The organism is Krasilnikovia sp. MM14-A1259 (genome assembly GCF_047159535.1).
GTDB lineage: Bacteria > Actinomycetota > Actinomycetes > Mycobacteriales > Micromonosporaceae > Actinoplanes.
In genome coordinates this window covers 445,203-463,444 of sequence record NZ_BAAGAJ010000002.1, presented here as the reverse complement: position 1 = coordinate 463,444, position 18,242 = coordinate 445,203, and the positions used below count along the sequence as shown (strand labels likewise).

At 73.1% G+C, this 18,242-nt stretch carries 6 protein-coding genes; 4 read left to right on the top strand and 2 right to left on the bottom strand.

Annotated elements, in window-relative coordinates; genetic code table 11:
* Positions 1 to 101: 101 nt before the first annotated feature.
* From ACMCNK_RS01950 to ACMCNK_RS01935, 4 genes are all read left to right on the top strand, one after another.
* Positions 102 to 1,412 (top strand): sensor histidine kinase, encoded by a 1,311-nt coding sequence (locus ACMCNK_RS01950; protein WP_412734638.1) that lies wholly within the window; start codon positions 102 to 104, stop codon positions 1,410 to 1,412.
* A complete protein-coding gene (locus ACMCNK_RS01945; RefSeq protein WP_412734637.1) occupies positions 1,397 to 2,080 on the top strand; it encodes a LuxR C-terminal-related transcriptional regulator in 684 nt (227 codons plus the stop codon). The genes ACMCNK_RS01950 and ACMCNK_RS01945 overlap by 16 nt, the downstream gene beginning before the upstream one ends.
* A gap of 73 nt (positions 2,081 to 2,153) precedes the next feature.
* Positions 2,154 to 2,768, top strand: a complete 615-nt coding sequence (locus ACMCNK_RS01940) for an ATP-binding cassette domain-containing protein (protein WP_412734636.1) — start codon at positions 2,154 to 2,156, stop codon at positions 2,766 to 2,768.
* Positions 2,769 to 2,788: 20 nt separating this feature from the next.
* Entirely contained in the window at positions 2,789 to 3,523 is a 735-nt protein-coding gene (locus tag ACMCNK_RS01935) for an ABC transporter permease (RefSeq protein WP_412734635.1), read from the top strand.
* Here the strand turns inward: ACMCNK_RS01935 and ACMCNK_RS01930 are convergent.
* Together ACMCNK_RS01930 and ACMCNK_RS01925 are read right to left on the bottom strand one after the other, a co-directional pair.
* The gene (locus ACMCNK_RS01930; protein WP_412734634.1) at positions 3,501 to 6,608 is read right to left on the bottom strand and encodes a non-ribosomal peptide synthetase; all 3,108 of its coding nucleotides are present in this window, start codon (positions 6,606 to 6,608) and stop codon (positions 3,501 to 3,503) included. The genes ACMCNK_RS01935 and ACMCNK_RS01930 overlap by 23 nt on opposite strands.
* Positions 6,609 to 6,625: 17 nt before the next feature.
* Positions 6,626 to 18,172 (bottom strand): SDR family NAD(P)-dependent oxidoreductase, encoded by an 11,547-nt coding sequence (locus ACMCNK_RS01925; RefSeq protein ID WP_412734633.1) that lies wholly within the window; start codon positions 18,170 to 18,172, stop codon positions 6,626 to 6,628.
* Positions 18,173 to 18,242: the final 70 nt, after the last annotated feature.

The window sequence follows — 18,242 nt, the reverse complement described above, 5'->3', positions numbered from 1 at the left end:
AACCGCTGCGCGCCGTACCTTTGGGTGCTGCCTGGGGAAGACCCGGGGCGGCTGGCACAATGGACGGCGCAGTGGAGAGGGACAGCCGAATGGGATCGCTCGTGAGAAGCGCGTGGCGTTGGTGCGCCGAGGCCGCGCTCGGGTTGTACCGCTCGTCCGTCCTGACCGTGCTCGCCCTTCCGCTGCCCCTGGTCGCCGCCCCGGTCGGGTATTACGGCGCCCTGCTCGCCTCGTCGTGGACCGCGGGCTGGCACGGCCCCCTGCCACTGCGCGTGCTCGCCGCGATCGGCGAGACACTGGTGGTGATCATGTGGATCGCCGCGGCCGTCTGGATGCTGCACCTGCTGACCAGCCGGCCCCTGGCGCAGGCCACCCGGCGCGTGGCGCGGCGCTGGCTCGGCCTGGACGTCACGGTCACCTACCGGCCGCCGGTGACCGTCACGCGGATGGTGACCGGCTACTGGTGGGACGGCCGGGAGTACCACAAATCCGAACGGGAGGCGCAGCGCCGGGCCCGGATGCACGCCCGCTTCCACGATCCGCAGGTGCACTGGGACGGTGTGTGGTGCCTGATCGCCGCCGTGACCGTGCTCCCGGTGGCGTCTCTGCCCCTGCTCGCCCTGGCCGAGGGCGTCTACCTGGTCCTCACCCCCGGCCTGCTGCCGTACGGCGTGGGTGCGATCGTCGCCGCCCTGGTCGCCGCCCCGTTCGCCTGGCGCATCCTGCGGCCCGTGGCCTCCCGGTTCCTGGGCATCGCCCCGAGTTCACCGCTGAGCCGCCGGGTCGAGCAGCTGGAGAACATCCGCGCCGACCAGACCCAGTCGCAGGCCGCCGAGCTGGAGCGCATCGAGCGTGGCCTGCACGACGGCACCCAGGCCCGGCTGGTCGCGCTGGGCATGGCCATGCAGGCCGCGGAGCACCTGATCAGCAAGGATCCCGAGGCGGCCCGCAAGATTCTCTTCGACGCCCGGGAGACCTCGAAGACCGCGCTGACCGAGCTGCGGTCACTGGTCCGTGGGATCAATCCCCCGGTGCTCGCCGAGCGGGGCCTGGTCGACGCGGTCCGCGCCCTGGCCCTGGACGCGCCGCTGCCGGTCACCGTGCACAGCACGGTCACCGCCCGGCCGGAACGCCCGGTCGAGGCGGCCTTCTACTTCGCGATCGCCGAGCTGCTGGCGAACGCGGCAAAGTACTCTCGCGCCAACTACGTGACCATCGAACTCGACTACCAAGGGCGGACACTGACCGTGAACGTGACCGACGACGGGATCGGCGGGGCGGCCCCCTCGCCCGGCTCCGGGCTGGCCGGCATCGAGCGCCGGATGAGCGCGTTCGACGGCCGGCTGACGATCGACAGCCCGGCCGGCGGACCGACCCGTATCACCGTGGCGGCACCGTGCGCATTGTCGTAGCCGAAGACCTGTTCCTGCTGCGGGACGGGCTGGTGCGGCTCGTCGAGGCGTACGGGCACTCCGTGATCGCCGCGGTCGACAACGGGCCCGCCACCCTGGCCGCCCTGCTCACCGAACGGCCCGACGTGGCGATCGTCGACGTCCGGCTGCCACCGACCTTCTCCGACGAGGGGATGAAGGCGGCGCTCGCCGCCCGCCAGCAGATCCCGGGGCTGCCGGTGCTCATCCTCTCGCAGCACGTCGAGCAGCTCTACGCGCGGGAACTGCTCGCGGACGGTCACGGCGGCGTCGGCTACCAGCTCAAGGACCGTGTGCTCGACGCCGACCAGTTCATGGACGCGCTCGGGCGGGTCGCCGACGGCGGCACATCCCTCGACCCGACCGTGGTCGCGAAGCTGCTCGGCCGCCCGGCCCGCGCCGACCCGCTGGCCGCCCTCAGCGAGCGGGAACGCTCGGTGCTGGCCCTGATGGCCGAGGGACTGTCCAACGCCGCCATCGCGGGCCGGCTGTTCCTCAGCGAGGGCGCGATCAGCAAGTACACCACCACGATCTTCGCGAAGCTCGGCCTGGCCAACGACGAGGACACCAACCGCCGCGTCCGGGCGGTCCTCGCGTACCTGGACGCAGGCCCGCAAAGTGGGGCTGGACCCACCCCGCAGGGGACATAGCGGGATACCGCTGCCAAAGCTGGAAAACCTACCTTCTAGGTGTCGGAACGCATCACCGGAAGGGGCTTGGGCCATGTCCGCAGTGATTGACGTGCAGCACCTGCACAAGAGGTACGGCGACCGCGTGGCGATCGAGGACTTCTCGTTCACCGTCGCGGAGGGCGAGATCTTCGGGCTTCTCGGCGCCACCGGCGCGGGCAAGACCACCGTGCTGGAATGCCTCGTCGGCCTGCGGGGCCGCGACGGCGGCGCCATCGAGGTGCTCGGCCACGACCCGCGGCGGGAACGGGCCGAGATCACCCGGCGCCTCGGCCGCGAGCTGCGGGACACCCGTTCCCTCGATCAGACGCGGGTCGCCCGGGCGCTGACGCTGTACGGCTCCTTCTACCGCGATCCCGGCGCGTGGCGGCTGCTCATGGAAGCGCTCGGAATCACCGGCACATGCCCCGCCCAGCCCCGGCAGCGCCTCTCCGCCGTACTCGCCGCGGTGGGGCGGCCACAGGTCGCGGTGTTCGACGACCTCACCGGCCCGGACGCCGCCGACCGGCAGCAGACCTGGGACATGGTGCGGTCCGTACGCGACAGCGGAACGACCGTCGTCCTGGGCACGTCGTCGCCGCACGAGGCCGAGCTGCTGTGTGACCGGTACGCGCTGCTCGAACACGGCCGTACGGCCGTGACCCACTGACGCTCCCCGGAGGAGAACACATGTCCACCGTCGTCTCCCGTCCACTGTGGCAGGTCGGCCTGGCCGAGTCGGCCCGTTGCGTGCTGGCCGTGGGCCGGCTCGCCGCCGGCATCGGCATTCCCCTGGCCGTCCTGGGCGTGCTGAGCCGCGTGCCGTCGTTCCGGCAGCCCGATCCCACGTTCGGCGGCGCCAGCGTCCTCGACGTCTACCTGCCCACCCTGATCGTCTTCTCGATCGGCCTGTTCGCGCTGACCGCGTTGCCGACGGCGCTGGCCGAACACCGGGACCGGGGCGCTCCGGGAGGCTGGGCGGCGGTCCTCACCGGACGGCTGGCCGGTACGGTCGCCGTGTCCGCGGCCGGCACCGCCGCGCTGCTGGCCGTGGCCTCCGCGGGACTCGGCGTGCCGCTCCCCCGGCAGCCCGCCGCATTCCTGGTGGTCCTGGTGCCCACGGTCGCCCTGCTTCTGGGCGCCGGCACACTGATCGGCCGGCTCGCCCCGACCCCGGTGGCCGCGCAGTACATCGGCACGACGCTGCTGGCCGCGATGATGTTCTTCGCCGGGCTGTTCGGGCCGGTCACGGCCATGCACGGCGTCCTGCGCGGCCTTGCCGAAGCGACCCCGCTGGGCGCGGCGACGCAGGCCATGCAGGACGCCTGGCAGGGCCGCTGGCCACACCTGCTCCCGCTCGTCCCGCTCGCCGCGTGGACGGCGCTCGCGGTGATCGGTGCGGTCAGGGCGTTCCGGTCGCGGTGACACCGGCGACGTCGCGGACCCGGTCGGCCAGGGCCTTCGGAGTGGGCCGTTCGAAGATCTCCGCCAGGCTCAGCGACACGCCGCTGAGGTTCTGCACCTCCTGCACCGCCCACGCGGCCAGCATCGAGTTGCCGCCGGACTCGAAGAAGTTGCTGTCCATCGTGAGGTCGTCGCGCCGCAGGATGGTCTGCCACAGCACGGTCAGGCGGCCGGTCAGCTCGTCGTCCGGGCGATCGAGTTCGATCCGGGCCGCCGCGGCCTTCGCCCGGCGGTCCGCGACCATCCGGGTGAGGGCGGGATAGTCGACCTTGCCGCTGCCGTTGATCGGCAGTGCGTCGACCACCAGCAGATCGCCGGGGAGCATCGACGACGACAGGTGGGTCCGGGCATGCTGCCAGACGTCCGGCAGGTCCGGTACGTCCCCGGCCGGCTCGAGGCAGCCGACCAGCACGGCATCCGCGCTCGGATCGCCGATCATGACGACCGCGGCCGCGTCGACCTGCGGGTGCGCCAGCAGCGTCGCCTCGATTTCGCCCAGCTCGATCCGGTTGCCGCGCAGCTTGACCTGCCGGTCGCTGCGGCCGAACAGGTCGAGCGTGCCGTCCGCACGCCAGCGGGCCAGGTCGCCGGTGCGGTAGAAACGCCCGTATCCGGGGTGGACGCCGAAGCGCTGTGCGGTGAGTTCGGGCCGGTCGTGGTAGCCGATCGCCACGCCGGTGCCCGCGATGCACAGTTCGCCGCGTACCCCGACCGGCAGTTCGCGTCCGTGCTGGTCGAGCACGAAGACCTGGGTGTTGAGGATCGGCCGGCCGATGTCGAGCCGGGGGCCGGAGGCGTCCGGGACGACCCGGGACGTCGACCAGATGGTCGTCTCCGTCGGGCCGTACACGTGGTGGAACTCGGCGCCCGCCGCCACCAGCCGCCCGGCCAGCCACGCCGGCACGATCTCCCCGCCCGCCAGCACGGTACGGCCGCGCAGGCAGTCCTCGACCCGGTCGAGCACCAGCCGCCACGTCGTCGGCGTCGCCTGCACGAAACGCACGTCGTGGCGTTCCACCAGCTCGCGCAGGACCCGGCCGTCGCTGCGGGCCGCGTCCGGCGCGGGGATCAGCCGGCCGCCGGTGACCAGCGCGGCGAACAGTTCCAGTCCGGAGATGTCGAACGCGAACGTGGTCAGCCACAGCATCGCGTCACCAGGTCCGGCGGAGAGCTCCGCGGCGAAATGGGCGATCAGATTGGCCAGGGCGGCGTGACCGACCCGGGTGCCCTTGGGCCGGCCGGTCGAGCCGGACGTGTAAATCAGATAGGCGCAGGCCTCCGGGTCCACGGTCACCGGTGCGTCGTCCGGACGGCCCGCGACGGGCTCCCCGCCGATCCGCGGCGGGGTCAGCAGGATGCGCTCGCCGTCCGCTTCGTGCGCGAGACCGGATTCGGCCAGCAGCACCCGGGCGCCCGAGTCGGCGAGCTGGTAGCGGATCCGTTCCTCCGGGTGGGCCGCGTCGATCGGCAGGTACGCGGCGCCGGCCAGCCAGGCACCGAGCACACTCGCGACCAGTTCGGCGCCGCGCGGCAGCGCGACCGCCACCACGTCGCCCGGCCGTACACCGTTCGCGCGCAGCAGCGCGGCGAGGTCATGGGCCGCGTACCAGAGCTGCCGGTAGCCGATGCGCCGGTCGTCGTGCACGACCGCGACGGCGTCCGGGGTCGCGGCCACCCGTTCCTGGATGCCGCGCAGCACCGACTCGGGACGTACCGGGCCGGTCGTGTCGTTGGCCGCGGCGATCACCTCGTGGTCGGTCGCGGTCCAGGCGCGGATGTCACCGGCCGGGGCGTCCGGGTCCGCCGCCAGCGCGGCCAGGACCACCTCGTAGCGGGCGAGCAGCCGCGCGGCGTCCGCCGGATCGAGCAGATCGGCGCGGTAGCGGGCGTGTAGCCGGATCGTGTCGCCGGTGACGGCGGCGGACAGGTCGACGTCGAACTTGCTGAAGCCCTGCTCGACGACGAACGGTGTGGCGGTCAGGCCGCCGATCGCGAACGCGGCGAGTTCGCCAACGGTCTGGCAGACGTACCGGAATGGGGTGATCCGCCGCCCCGCCCGCGCCCGCGGCAGGAGGTCGGCGTGGGCGTCCACCGCCACGTCGGCGTGCGCCTCGGCGCCGCGCAGCGTCGCGTCGGCGCGCAGCACCGTTTCACGGACCGGTTCCCGCGGATCGAGGGTCAGCCGCAGCGGGACGTAGTTGACGTGGTACCCGATCGGCCGCGCGCCATGCGCGGGCCGCGTGTCCACCGGCGAACCGACGATCAGCTCGGTGCCGGCCCCGTGCGCCTCCAGCACCAGGTGGTACGCGGCGAGCAGGATCGCGGACGGGGAAACGCCCAGTGCGTCGCCGAGCCCGCGGACGGCCGCCGTGACCGGGGCCGCCAGGGTGCGGGCGGCGTGTGCCGCGACCGGTGTCCACTGGCCGGTGTCCGGCGCCGCGCACAGCAACTCGGTGTCGTCGTCGCGTGCCCCCGCGAGCGTTTCCCGCCAGTAGGCGAGGCTGTCCGGGCTGGGCTGGGCGTCGACACCGGCCGGGAGCGGTTCGAGGACTGCACCGCCGTACGCGGCGGCGAGCTCGGTGGCGAAGATGGACGCCGACAGCCCGTCGAAGACCAGGTGATGGGCGGTGAGGCAGAAGACGTCGGAATCCGGTCCGGTGAGCAGCGCCGCCCGCAGCATCGGCCCACCGGTCAGTGCGAACGGCGCGGTGAGCAGCGGCGCCAGGTCCGTCTGCGTGGGTGGCCCGGCGAGGGTGATCCGGGACAGCGCGAACGGGAACTCGTCCGGCTCGACCACCCGTTTGACGGTGCGCGGGCCGTCCGCCCGGTACACCGTGCGCAGGGCGTCGTGGCGTCGCAGGACGGCCGACAGCGCCCGGTCCAGCCGGGCCGGGTCGAGGTGCCCGGCCACCGTGAAGGTCACCGACTGGTTGTTGACCGGCGTACCGTCGGCGAGCGAGTCGGCCAGCCGCAGCGCCTCCTCCTTCGCGGAGACCTCGGTGTAGACGTGGCCCGTCACCGGCACGAGCGTTTGCTGAGCGATCATGGTGTCACCCTGTCTGTTCAGATTCCCAGCTCTTTGTCGATGAGGTCGAAGATCTCGTCGTCGGTCGCCGCCGCGATGTCCTCGTCGGACGGTGCGTCGTCCGGGTGGTCCGCGCGCAGGCCGGCGGTGAGCGCTTCGAGACGGGCGAGGATCTTCGACCGCCGGCCGGGATGCTGTGCGATCGCCGGGAGCAGCGAGGCGAGCCTGTCGAGTTGGTCGAGCACCGGCTGGTCGTCGACCTCCCGGTCCGCCAGTTTCTCCCCGAGGTAGTCGGCGAGGCCGGCGGGCGTGGGGTAGTCGAAGACCAGCGCGGCCGGCAGGCGTACGCCGACGGACTCGCCGATCCGGTTGCGGAACTCCAGCGCCGTCAGCGAGTCGAAGCCGAGCTGCCGGAAGTACCGGCCCGCGTCGATGGCGTTCGGGCCGGGCAGGCCGAGGACCAGTGCGGCCTCGGTCCGTACCAGGGTCAGGATCTCCTTCTGCCGTTCCGGTACCGGCAGGGCGACCAGCCGGTGCACCAGATTGCGGGCAGCCGTGGCGGTACGCCGGCCGGCGGTGGGGCGCCCGGGGCGGGCGAGACCGGTCAGCATGGCCGGGACCGGGGTGCCGGCCCGGCGCAGGGCGCGCAGGTCCATCAGCGTCGCCACGAGCAGGGGTTCCGGCCGGTCGACGGCCGCGTCGAGCAGGGCAAGCCCGTCGGCGGACGGCAGCGGCCGCAACCCCTGCCGGGCGATGCGCTGCCGGTCGGCGTCGTTCAGCTCACCGGCCATGCCCACGGCCCACGGGCCCCACGCCACGGACACCGCGGGCAGTCCCTGACGGCGGCGCCACGCGGCCAGAGAGTCCAGGAACGTGTTGGCCGCCGCGTAGCTCGCCTGGCCCACGTTGCCGACCACGCCGGCGACCGATGAGAACAGCACGAACGAACGCAGATCCGGACCGGCGGTCAGCCGGTGCAGGTTCCATGCGGCATCCACCTTCGCGCGCAGCACCTGCGTGACCCGCTGCGGTGTCAACGCGGCCACCACACCGTCGTCGAGTGCGCCGGCGGCGTGCACCACATCGGTCAGCGGAACGTCCGCCACCACCGCGGCGAGCTCACCGCCGTCGGCGACGTCACACGCCAGTACGCGAACCGTCACGCCGGCGGTCGCCACGTCGGCGGCCAACTCCGCCGTACCGGGCGCCTGCGGGCCACGGCGCGACAGCAGCAGTTGCGACCCGGGCCCACCGGGCTGCGCCAGGTGTCGTGCCACCAGCGCGCCCAGGGCCCCGGACGCGCCCGTGATCAGCACCGCGGCGTCGGGACCGGCCGGTGCTGCCGGGGTGGCGGCGTCCCGGGCGTTGCCGCCCGGGGCGCCGCTCGCCGGGGCCAGGCGGGGGATCCGCAGGTCGTGGCCGCGAATCGCGAACTCCGGCCAGCCGAACGCCGCCCCGGCCAGCACCAGCGGACCGGCGTCCGCGACGGTGTCCACATCGGCCAGGACCACCCGCCCCGGGTGCTCGTTGGCGGTCGCCCGTACCAGGCCGGTGACGCCCGCACCGGCCGGGCGCACCTCGGCCTCCGGCCCGGCGTCGACAGCGCGTTCGGTCACCACCACCAGCCGCGAGCCGTGCAGGGCGTCGGCGGCAAGCCAGCCCTGCACGAGGTCCAGCACCTCGAGTACGGCGTGTCGCGCCGTCTCCGCGACGTCCGAGGTCCCGGCGTCCGGCACGCACGCTACGAGTAGGTCCGGTGCGGGCGCTCCGCCGGCCACCGCGGCCACCAGCTCGGCCAGGTCGGTGTGCCGGGTGGCGTCGGGCACCGCGAGTCCGCGGTCGTCGCCGAGGACCGCGCACCGGCCGACGGTTTCCGCGGGTGTGTCGACCGGGATCCAGTCCACGCCGAACAGCCCGTCCCGCCGGGCTCCGGCGGCCCGGTCCAGCGCGTCGGGCGGCAGCGGGGCCAGCACCACCGACTCGACGCGGGCGATCGGGCCACCGGTGGTATCGGCCAGCTCGATCGTGACGCCGTCACCCGAGGCGGACGGGGTGATCCGGACGCGGGCCGCGGTCGCGCCGGTCGCGTGCACCGTGACGCCGGTCCAGTGCAGCGGTACGGTGTCGCCTGCGCCGCGGATCACCTGCAGGGCCGCCTCCAGCAGCTCGGGATGCAGTCCGAAGCCGGTCGCGTCGGTCCGCTCGGGCAGCTCGACCTCGGCGTACAGATCGGTGTCGCGCCGCCACGCGGCCCGGACCCGCGGGTCCGTCTCGATCTCGGTGGCCTCGGCGGGTGGCCACGCCGAGGCCCACGACGCGGTTTCGTCGGCGCCCGGCCCGGCCGCGGTCAGGTACGCGGTGGCGTGCCGCAGCCACGGCTGTGCGGCCGTACGCGTGAACACGGTGACCTCGCGCCGCCCGTCCTCCGGCGGGCTCACCGCGAGCTGCACCTGGACGCTGCCCTGGGCGGGCAGCACGATCGGGTTGTCGATCAGCAGTTCCTCGACGTGGGAGCAGCCGGTCTCGTCGCCGGCGCGGACCACCATGTCGAGCAGGGCGGCACCGGGCAGCACGACGTGCCCGGCAATGGTGTGCTCGGCCAGCCAGCGGTGCGAGCCGGCGGACAGCCGGCCGGTCAGTGCCACCGCGCCGGTGCCCGGCAGGTCGACGGCGGCGCCGAGAAGCGGATGGTCGGCGGGTGTCTGGCCGAGCCCGGTGGCGTCGGTCGGGGCCGTGCCGGACGCCAGCCAGTAGTGCTCGCGCTGGAACCGGTACCCGGGCAGGCCGATGCGGCGGGCGCCGGGCAGGGCGGGTCGCCAGTCGACGGCATGGCCGCGTACGTGCAGCTTGGCGGTGGTGGTGACCAGCGTGCGGATCTCGTCGCGGCCGCGGCGCAGGGCGGGCAGCCAGAGTTCCGGCTCGCCGGGGTCGCCGGTCCGGGTCTGCGGGCCCATGCCGGACAGGATGCCGTCCGGGCCGATCTCCACGAACGTCCGCACACCCAGCTCACGCATCGCGCCGGCCGCGTCCGCGAAACGCACCGCGTCCCGGACATGACCCACCCAATACCCAGGATCGGTCACCTCGCTCGTGACCGGACGCCCGGTCCGCGTCGACACCAACGTCAGACGCGGCTCCCGAGACCCGACCGACGCGACCACCCGGGCGAAACGCTCCAGCATCGGATCCATCAACGGCGAATGGAACGCATGCGACACCTGCAACCGCCGCGTCCGCGCCCCCGAAGCCGCCAACTCGGCGGCGACCGCCTCCACATCCGCCTCAACGCCGGACACGACAACCGACTTCGGGCCGTTCACCGCCGCGATCGCCGCACCCGCACGCCCGGCCAGCGCCGCCGCGACCCGCTCCTCGCCCGCCTCGATGGCGATCATCGCGCCGCCGGCGGGCAACTCCTGCATGAACCGCCCCCGCGCGGCCACCACCGCGCACGCGTCCGGCAGCGACCACACCCCCGCCACATGCGCGGCGGCCAGTTCACCGATCGAATGCCCCGCCACCACGGACGGAGTCACACCCCACGACTCCAGCAGCCGATACAGCGCAACCTCCAGCGCGAACAACCCGGCCTGGGTCCACATCGTCTGGTCCAGGTCACCCGCCCCACCCGCGATCACCGCCGCGAGCGAACCCCCCAGATGCTCCTCCAGACCCGCGCACACCGCGTCGAACGCCTCCGCGAACACCGGATACGCCTCGTACAGCTGCCGGCCCATCCCGATGCGCTGCGCACCCTGACCGGTGAACACGAACCCGGTCTTGCCGGGTGTCCCGATGGTTCCGGTGACGAGGCCGGCGGCCGCGCGGCCGTCGATCAGGGCTTCCAGACCGGCGACCAGTTCGTCGCGGTCGGTTCCGATCACGGCTGCGCGGTGTTCCAGGGCCGCCCGGGTCGTCGCCAGCGACAAGCCGATGTCCTGCAGCGGAGCTTCCGGGTGGCTGCGGGCGAACGCCACAAGCTGTCGGGCCTGGGCGGTGAGTGCTTCCGGGGTACGTGCGGACACCAGCCACGGCACGATCCGCGGACCGTCGACAGCGGGTTCGTCGGCCTCGACCTCGGGTGCCTGCTCGATGATGACGTGCGCATTCGTCCCCGAAAACCCGAACGACGACACCCCCGCACGACGCGGACGATCCACCACCGGCCACGGCGTGACCTCCGTCGCCAACCGAATGCTGCCCGAACCCCACTCCACATGACTCGACGGACGATCCACATGCAACGTCGCCGGAATCACCCCACGCCGCATCGCCGCGACCACCTTGATGATCCCCGCAACACCCGCCGCCGCCTGCGTATGACCGATATTCGACTTCACCGACCCCAACCACAACGGCCGATCCCGACCCTGACCATAAGCCGCCAACAACGCCTGCGCCTCAATCGGATCACCCAGACGCGTACCCGTCCCATGACCCTCCACCACATCAACACCCTCAGGACCGATACCGGCATTCGCCAACGCCGAACGAATAACCCGCTGCTGCGCCAACCCACTCGGCGCCGTCAACCCATTACTCGCCCCGTCCTGATTCACCGCCGAACCCGCCACCACCCCCAAAACCCGATGCCCCAGACGTTGCGCGTCCGACAAACGCTCCAACACCAGAACCCCGACACCCTCACCCCAACCAGTACCGTCCGCCGCCTCCGCAAACGCCTTACACCGCCCGTCGGGAGCCAACCCCCGCTGCCGCGAGAAATCAATGAACGTCCCCGGCGTCGACATCACCGTCACACCACCGGCAAGAGCCAGATCCGACTCCCCCGACCTCAACGACTGACACGCCAAATGCACCGCCACCAACGACGACGAACACGCGGTGTCGAGGGTGACGGCCGGCCCTTCGAGGCCTAGGGCGTACGCGATCCGGCCGGACGCCACCCCGCCGGAACCACCGGTGCCGAGGTAGCCCTCGGCCTCCTGCGGCGGCGCGCCGTACGGAAGGTAGTCGTGATAGATGAGCCCGCTGAAGACGCCGGTGGCCGAACCGTGCAGCGTGGCAGGGTCGATCCCGGCGTCCTCCAACGCGTGCCACGACGTCTCCAGCAACAACCGCTGCTGCGGGTCCATCACCAGCGCCTCACGCGGGCTGATCCCGAAGAACTGCGCGTCGAACTCGCCCGCCCGGGCGAGGAACGCCCCCTGGTCGGTGTAGCTCTTCCCGGACGCTTCGGGGTCCGGGTCGAACACGTCCGTCGCCCAGCCTCGGTCGTCCGGGAACCCGCCCACCGCGTCGCGACCCGCCGCCAGCAACTCCCAGAACTCGTCCGGAGACGACACACCACCCGGGAAACTGCAGGCCATGCCGACGATGACGAGACGGTCGGCGTCCGCGGTGACTGAGGCGCGGGCGATCTCCGTACGCGCCTCGCCGGTGATCTCCCCGGCCACGAACTCGGCCAGCGCCGTCGGGGTGGGGTGGTCGAAGACGGCCGTGGCGGGCAGTCGCAACCCGGTGGCCGCGTTCAGCCGGTTGCGGAGTTCCACCGCGGTCAGCGAATCGAACCCGACGTCCCGGAACGTGCGGCCGGCGTCGATCGCGCCCGGCCCGGCCATACCCAGCACCAGCGCCGCCTGGTCCAGGACGATGTCCCGGACCGCCTCGCGCCGTTCGGCGGGGGTGAGGGCGGCCAGGGCGTTCCCGGTCCCGCCGGCGGATCGCCCGGCGGCCCGGCGGTGCGGGGTGTCGCGCCGGCCGCCGCGCACCAGCGCCGACATCAGCACCGGGACGTGCTCGGCGCGGCGCAGTGCGGGCAGGTCCAGGCGGGCGGCGACGAGCAGGGATTCCGGCCCGTCGAGGGCGGCGTCGAGCAGGGCGAGCCCGTCGGCGGACGGCAGCGGCCGCAGGCCCTGCCGTGCCATCCGCTGCCGGTCGGCCTCGTGGAGTTCACCGGCCATGCCGGCCTCCCACGGACCCCACGCGACCGAAACCGCGGGCAGACCCTGGCGGCGGCGCAGCGCGGCCAAGGCGTCCAGGAACGTGTTGGCCGCCGCGTAGTTCGCCTGACCGACGTTGCCGACGACCCCGGCGATCGACGAGAACACCACGAACGAGGCCAGATCACGGTCTGCGGTCAGCCGGTGCAGATGCCACGCGGCATCCACCTTGGCCCGCATCACCTCGGTGACCCGTTGCGGCGTCAACGCCGCGACCACGCCGTCGTCCAGCACGCCGGCCGCGTGCACCACATCGGTCAGCCGCTCACCCGCGAGCAGCCCGGCGAGCTCGCCCGGATCGGCGACGTCGCACGCCAGCACCCGGGCCGTCACACCGCACTCGGCGACCTCGGCGGCCAGCACCGCCGTGCCGGGTGCCCGCGGGCCACGCCGCGACACCAGCACCTGCGAACCCGACCGGTGGTCCGCCGCCAGATGCCGGGCCACCTCCCCGCCCAGGGCACCGGAGGCACCCGTGATCAGCACCGCCGCGTCGCGGCCGGTCCCGGCCGGCGCGGTCAGCACCACCTTGCCGACGTGCCGGGCCTGGCTGACGAACCGGAACGCGTCGACCGCCTCACGCGCGTCCCACGCGGTCACCGGCAGCGGCCGCAGCACGCCCGAGGCGAACAGCGGCAGCAGCGAAGCCATCATCGCCGCGATCGCGTCCGCGGGCTGCTCCAGCAGGTCGAACGCCTGGTACGCGACCTGGTGGGCCCGCTGCACGTCGGCGGCGTCGCGGATGTCGGTCTTGCCCATCTCGATGAACCGGCCGCCGGGGCGGGTCAGCCGCAGCGACGCGTCCACGAACTCGCCGGCCAGCGAGTCCAGGACCACGTCGACGCCGTGGCCGCCGGTGACGGCCCGGAACGTGGCCTCGAAGTCCGTGGTCCGCGACGACGCGACCTGCGACGCGTCGACACCCAGGTCGCGTACCGCCGCCTGCTTGCCTGGGGAGGCGGTCGCGAGGATTCGCGCGCCCAGGTGGTGGGCCAGTTGCACGGCGGCCATGCCGACGCCACCGGCCGCGGCGTGCACCAGGATCGACTCGCCCTCGCGCAGACCGGCGAGTTCGACAAGGGCGTACCACGCGGTGAGGTAGACCACCGGGGCCGCCGCGGCCTGGGCCATCGTCCAGCCGTCCGGGACCGGTGCGAGCAGCCGGGCGTCGGTGATCGCCTCGCCGGTGAACGCGCCGGTGAACAGGCCCATCACGGTGTCGCCGACGCGCAGCCCGGACACGCCGGGACCGGTCTCGACGACGACCCCGGCACCCTCCAGCCCGAGGCGGCCGGCCTCACCCGGGTACATGCCGAGCACGTTCAGCACGTCGCGGAAGTTCACGCCGGCCGCCCGGATCGCGACGCGTACCTCGCCGTCGCGCAGAGGGCGCGCGGGCTCGGCGGGCAGCAGGGTGAGGTTGTCGAGTGTGCCCCGTTCGTGGAAGCCCAGCTGCCAGGCGCCCCCCGCAGGGACGGGCAGGCCGGTCGCGGCGCGGGTCAGGCGCGGCACGCGCACCTGGCCGGAGCGGATCGCGAAGCGCGGCTCGTCGGCCGCTGCGCCGGCGCGCAGGGCCGCCTCCAGCCCGGGTGCGGACAGGTCCTCGACGTCGGCGAGCAGCACCCGGCCGGCGTTCTCCGACTGCAGCGTCCCGACGAGGCCCCACGCCGGGGCGGACACCGGGTCGGGAACGTTCTCGGGGCCGGCGTCGACGGCCCGCTGCGTCGCCACGAGCAGCCGGGTGCCGGCCAGTTCGTCCGCGGCCAGCCACTGCTGGGCGGCAGCCAGCACGGTCAGTGTGAGGTTCCGCGCCGCCTGCGCGACGTCGGCGGCGGGCTCCGGAACGGCCCGGATCACCACGACGTCGGGGGCCGGGCCGTCGCCGAGCCCGGCGAGGCCGTCCGCAGCGTCCACCATGGCCCATCGGCTCGGTTGCCCCGAAACGCCGGCCGTGCCCGCAGCGGTGTCCGGGCCCGGGTCCGCGGCTGGGGCCGGAATCCACTCGACGCGGTGCAGCACGTCGGCGGCCGGGTCGGCGGCCAGCACGCCGGGGTCGACCGGGCGCAGCACCAGCGAGCCGACCGAGGCGATCAGGCCGCCCGCCGAGTCGGCCAGCGTGAGGGACACGCCGTCACCGGAGGGGGCGGCGGTGATCCGTACGCGGGCCCGGGTCGCGCCGGTCGCGTGGATCGTCACGTCGCCCCAGGCGAACGGCAGCCGCGGCCCGTCGCGCCGGTCCAGGCCCGCCACCTGCAGCGCGGCGTCCAGCAGAGCCGGGTGCAGCCCGAACCCGGCGACCGCCACGCCGGCGGGCAGCTCGACGTCGGCGTACAGGTCGCCGGCGTGCCGCCACGCCGCCCGGACGCCCTGGAACACCGGCCCGTACCCGAGGCCGGTCCCGGCCAGGGACGGGTAGAAGCCGCTCAGGTCGACCTCGTCGGCGCCGGCCGGCGGCCACGCCACGACGGCATCGTCCGCGGGACTGTGCGCCGGGGCCAGCACGCCGGTCGCGTGCCGGGTCCACTCCGGTTCGGCGGCGGTGTCCTCGGCCTGTGCGTAGACGCCGAAGCTGCGGCGGCCCGCCTCGTCCGGGCCTTCGACGACGACCTGGACGCGGACCGGTGCGTGCAGCACGAGCGGCGTCTCGATCAGCAGTTCCTCGACCCGGGAGCAGCCGGTCTGGTCGCCGGCCCGGATCACCATGTCGATCAGTGCCGTGCCGGGCAGGACGATCCGGCCTCCGACGGTGTGGTCGGCCAGCCACGGCTGGGCCGCGGGGGCGAGGTGGCCGGTGAGGATGTGTACGCCCGTGGCCGGCAGGTCGATGGTGGCGCCGAGCAGCGGATGGTGGGTGGCGATCTGGCCCAGTCCGGCGACGTCGGCGGGGACGGAGTGCGTCAGCCAGTAGTGGTCCCGCTGGAAGGCGTACGCCGGCAGCGTGATCCGCCGGGGCCGTCGTGCGGTGGGGGCGGTGAGGACCGGCGCCCAGTCGACGGCGTGCCCGCGTACGTGCAGGCGGGAGAGGAGGCCGAGCAGAGTACGCATCTCGTCGCGGCCGCGGCGCAGGGCGGGCAGCCAGGTGTCGGCCGGGCCGGCGTGGGAGGCCGGGATCCGCTGGCCCATGCCGGACAGGATGCCGTCCGGGCCGATCTCCACGAACGTCCGCACACCCAGCTCACGCATCGCGCCGGCCGCGTCCGCGAAACGCACCGCGTCCCGGACATGACCCACCCAATACCCAGGATCGGTCACCTCGCTCGTGACCGGACGCCCGGTCCGCGTCGACACCAACGTCAGACGCGGCTCCCGAGACCCGACCGACGCGACCACCCGGGCGAAACGCTCCAGCATCGGATCCATCAACGGCGAATGGAACGCATGCGACACCTGCAACCGCCGCGTCCGCGCCCCCGAAGCCGCCAACTCGGCGGCGACCGCCTCCACATCCGCCTCAACGCCGGACACGACAACCGACTTCGGGCCGTTCACCGCCGCGATCGCCGCACCCGCACGCCCGGCCAGCGCCGCCGCGACCCGCTCCTCGCCCGCCTCGATGGCGATCATCGCGCCGCCGGCGGGCAACTCCTGCATGAACCGCCCCCGCGCGGCCACCACCGCGCACGCGTCCGGCAGCGACCACACCCCCGCCACATGCGCGGCGGCCAGTTCACCGATCGAATGCCCCGCCACCACGGACGGAGTCACACCCCACGACTCCAGCAGCCGATACAGCGCAACCTCCAGCGCGAACAACCCGGCCTGGGTCCACATCGTCTGGTCCAGGTCACCCGCCCCACCCGCGATCACCGCCGCGAGCGAACCCCCCAGATGCTCCTCCAGACCCGCGCACACCGCGTCGAACGCCTCCGCGAACACCGGATACGCCTCGTACAGCTGCCGGCCCATCCCGATGCGCTGCGCACCCTGACCGGTGAACACGAACCCGGTCTTGCCGGCGAGGTCGGTGGGGGCGGCGGCAGTGATGACCGCGGGCGTCTCGCGACCTTCGGCGAGGGCGCGCAGGCCGGCGAGCAGTTCGTCGCGGTCGGCGCCGAGAACGACGGCCCGGTGTTCCAGCGCGGATCGGGTCGTCGCCAGGGACCAGGCGACATCCGCCGGTTCGGGCGCCTCGTCCGACACGTACCCGGCAAGGTGGTCGGCCTGGGCGGTGAGTGCTTCCGGGGTACGTGCGGACACCAGCCACGGCACGATCCGCGGACCGTCGACAGCGGGTTCGTCGGCCTCGACCTCGGGTGCCTGCTCGATGATGACGTGCGCATTCGTCCCCGAAAACCCGAACGACGACACCCCCGCACGACGCGGACGATCCACCACCGGCCACGGCGTGACCTCCGTCGCCAACCGAATGCTGCCCGAACCCCACTCCACATGACTCGACGGACGATCCACATGCAACGTCGCCGGAATCACCCCACGCCGCATCGCCGCGACCACCTTGATGATCCCCGCAACACCCGCCGCCGCCTGCGTATGACCGATATTCGACTTCACCGACCCCAACCACAACGGCCGATCCCGACCCTGACCATAAGCCGCCAACAACGCCTGCGCCTCAATCGGATCACCCAGACGCGTACCCGTCCCATGACCCTCCACCACATCAACACCCTCAGGACCGATACCGGCATTCGCCAACGCCGAACGAATAACCCGCTGCTGCGCCAACCCACTCGGCGCCGTCAACCCATTACTCGCCCCGTCCTGATTCACCGCCGAACCCGCCACCACCCCCAAAACCCGATGCCCCAGACGTTGCGCGTCCGACAAACGCTCCAACACCAGAACCCCGACACCCTCACCCCAACCAGTACCGTCCGCCGCCTCCGCAAACGCCTTACACCGCCCGTCGGGAGCCAACCCCCGCTGCCGCGAGAAATCAATGAACGTCCCCGGCGTCGACATCACCGTCACACCACCGGCAAGAGCCAGATCCGACTCCCCCGACCGCAACGACTGACACGCCAAATGCACCGCCACCAACGACGACGAACACGCGGTGTCCACCGTGACCGCCGGGCCCTCCAGCCCCAGGGCGTACGCCACCCGGCCGGACGCCACCCCACCCGAGGCACCCGTGCCGAGGTACCCGGCGACCTCCTCGGACACGTCACCGAAGTTCAGATAGTCGTGGTAGATCAGGCCGGCGAAGACACCGGTCGCGGAACCGTGCAGCGTGGCAGGGTCGATCCCGGCGTCCTCCAACGCGTGCCACGACGTCTCCAGCAACAACCGCTGCTGCGGGTCCATCACCAGCGCCTCACGCGGGCTGATCCCGAAGAACTGCGCGTCGAACCGGCCGGCGTCGTACAGGAAGCCGCCCTGGTTGCTGTAGCTGCGTCCGGCCGCGTCCGGGTCGGGATCGAACACGTCCGGCGCCCAGCCGCGGTCGTCCGGGAACCCGCCCACCGCGTCGCGACCCGCCGCCAGCAACTCCCAGAACTCGTCCGGAGACGACACACCACCCGGGAAACTGCAGGCCATGCCGACGATCGCCATCGGCTCCTGCGCGCTTTCCTCGAGCTCTCGCAGGCGTTCGCGGGTCTGGTGCAGATCGGTGGTGACCCGCTTGAGATAGTCACGAAGCTTGTCCTCGTTGGCCACCGGGGGAACGCCTTCCTGCACGCGAGCCGCGCGAACGTCGGGGAGATGCGGAGAACACCGGATGCGGTCG

Excerpts from the sequence above, each read along its gene's own strand:
- ACMCNK_RS01935 (WP_412734635.1), top strand. The coding sequence starts at position 2,789 with ATGTCCACCGTCGTCTCCCGTCCACTGTGGCAGGTCGGCCTGGCCGAG.
- ACMCNK_RS01940 (WP_412734636.1), top strand. The coding sequence starts at position 2,154 with ATGTCCGCAGTGATTGACGTGCAGCACCTGCACAAGAGGTACGGCGAC.
- ACMCNK_RS01930 (WP_412734634.1), bottom strand. The coding sequence starts at position 6,608 with ATGATCGCTCAGCAAACGCTCGTGCCGGTGACGGGCCACGTCTACACC.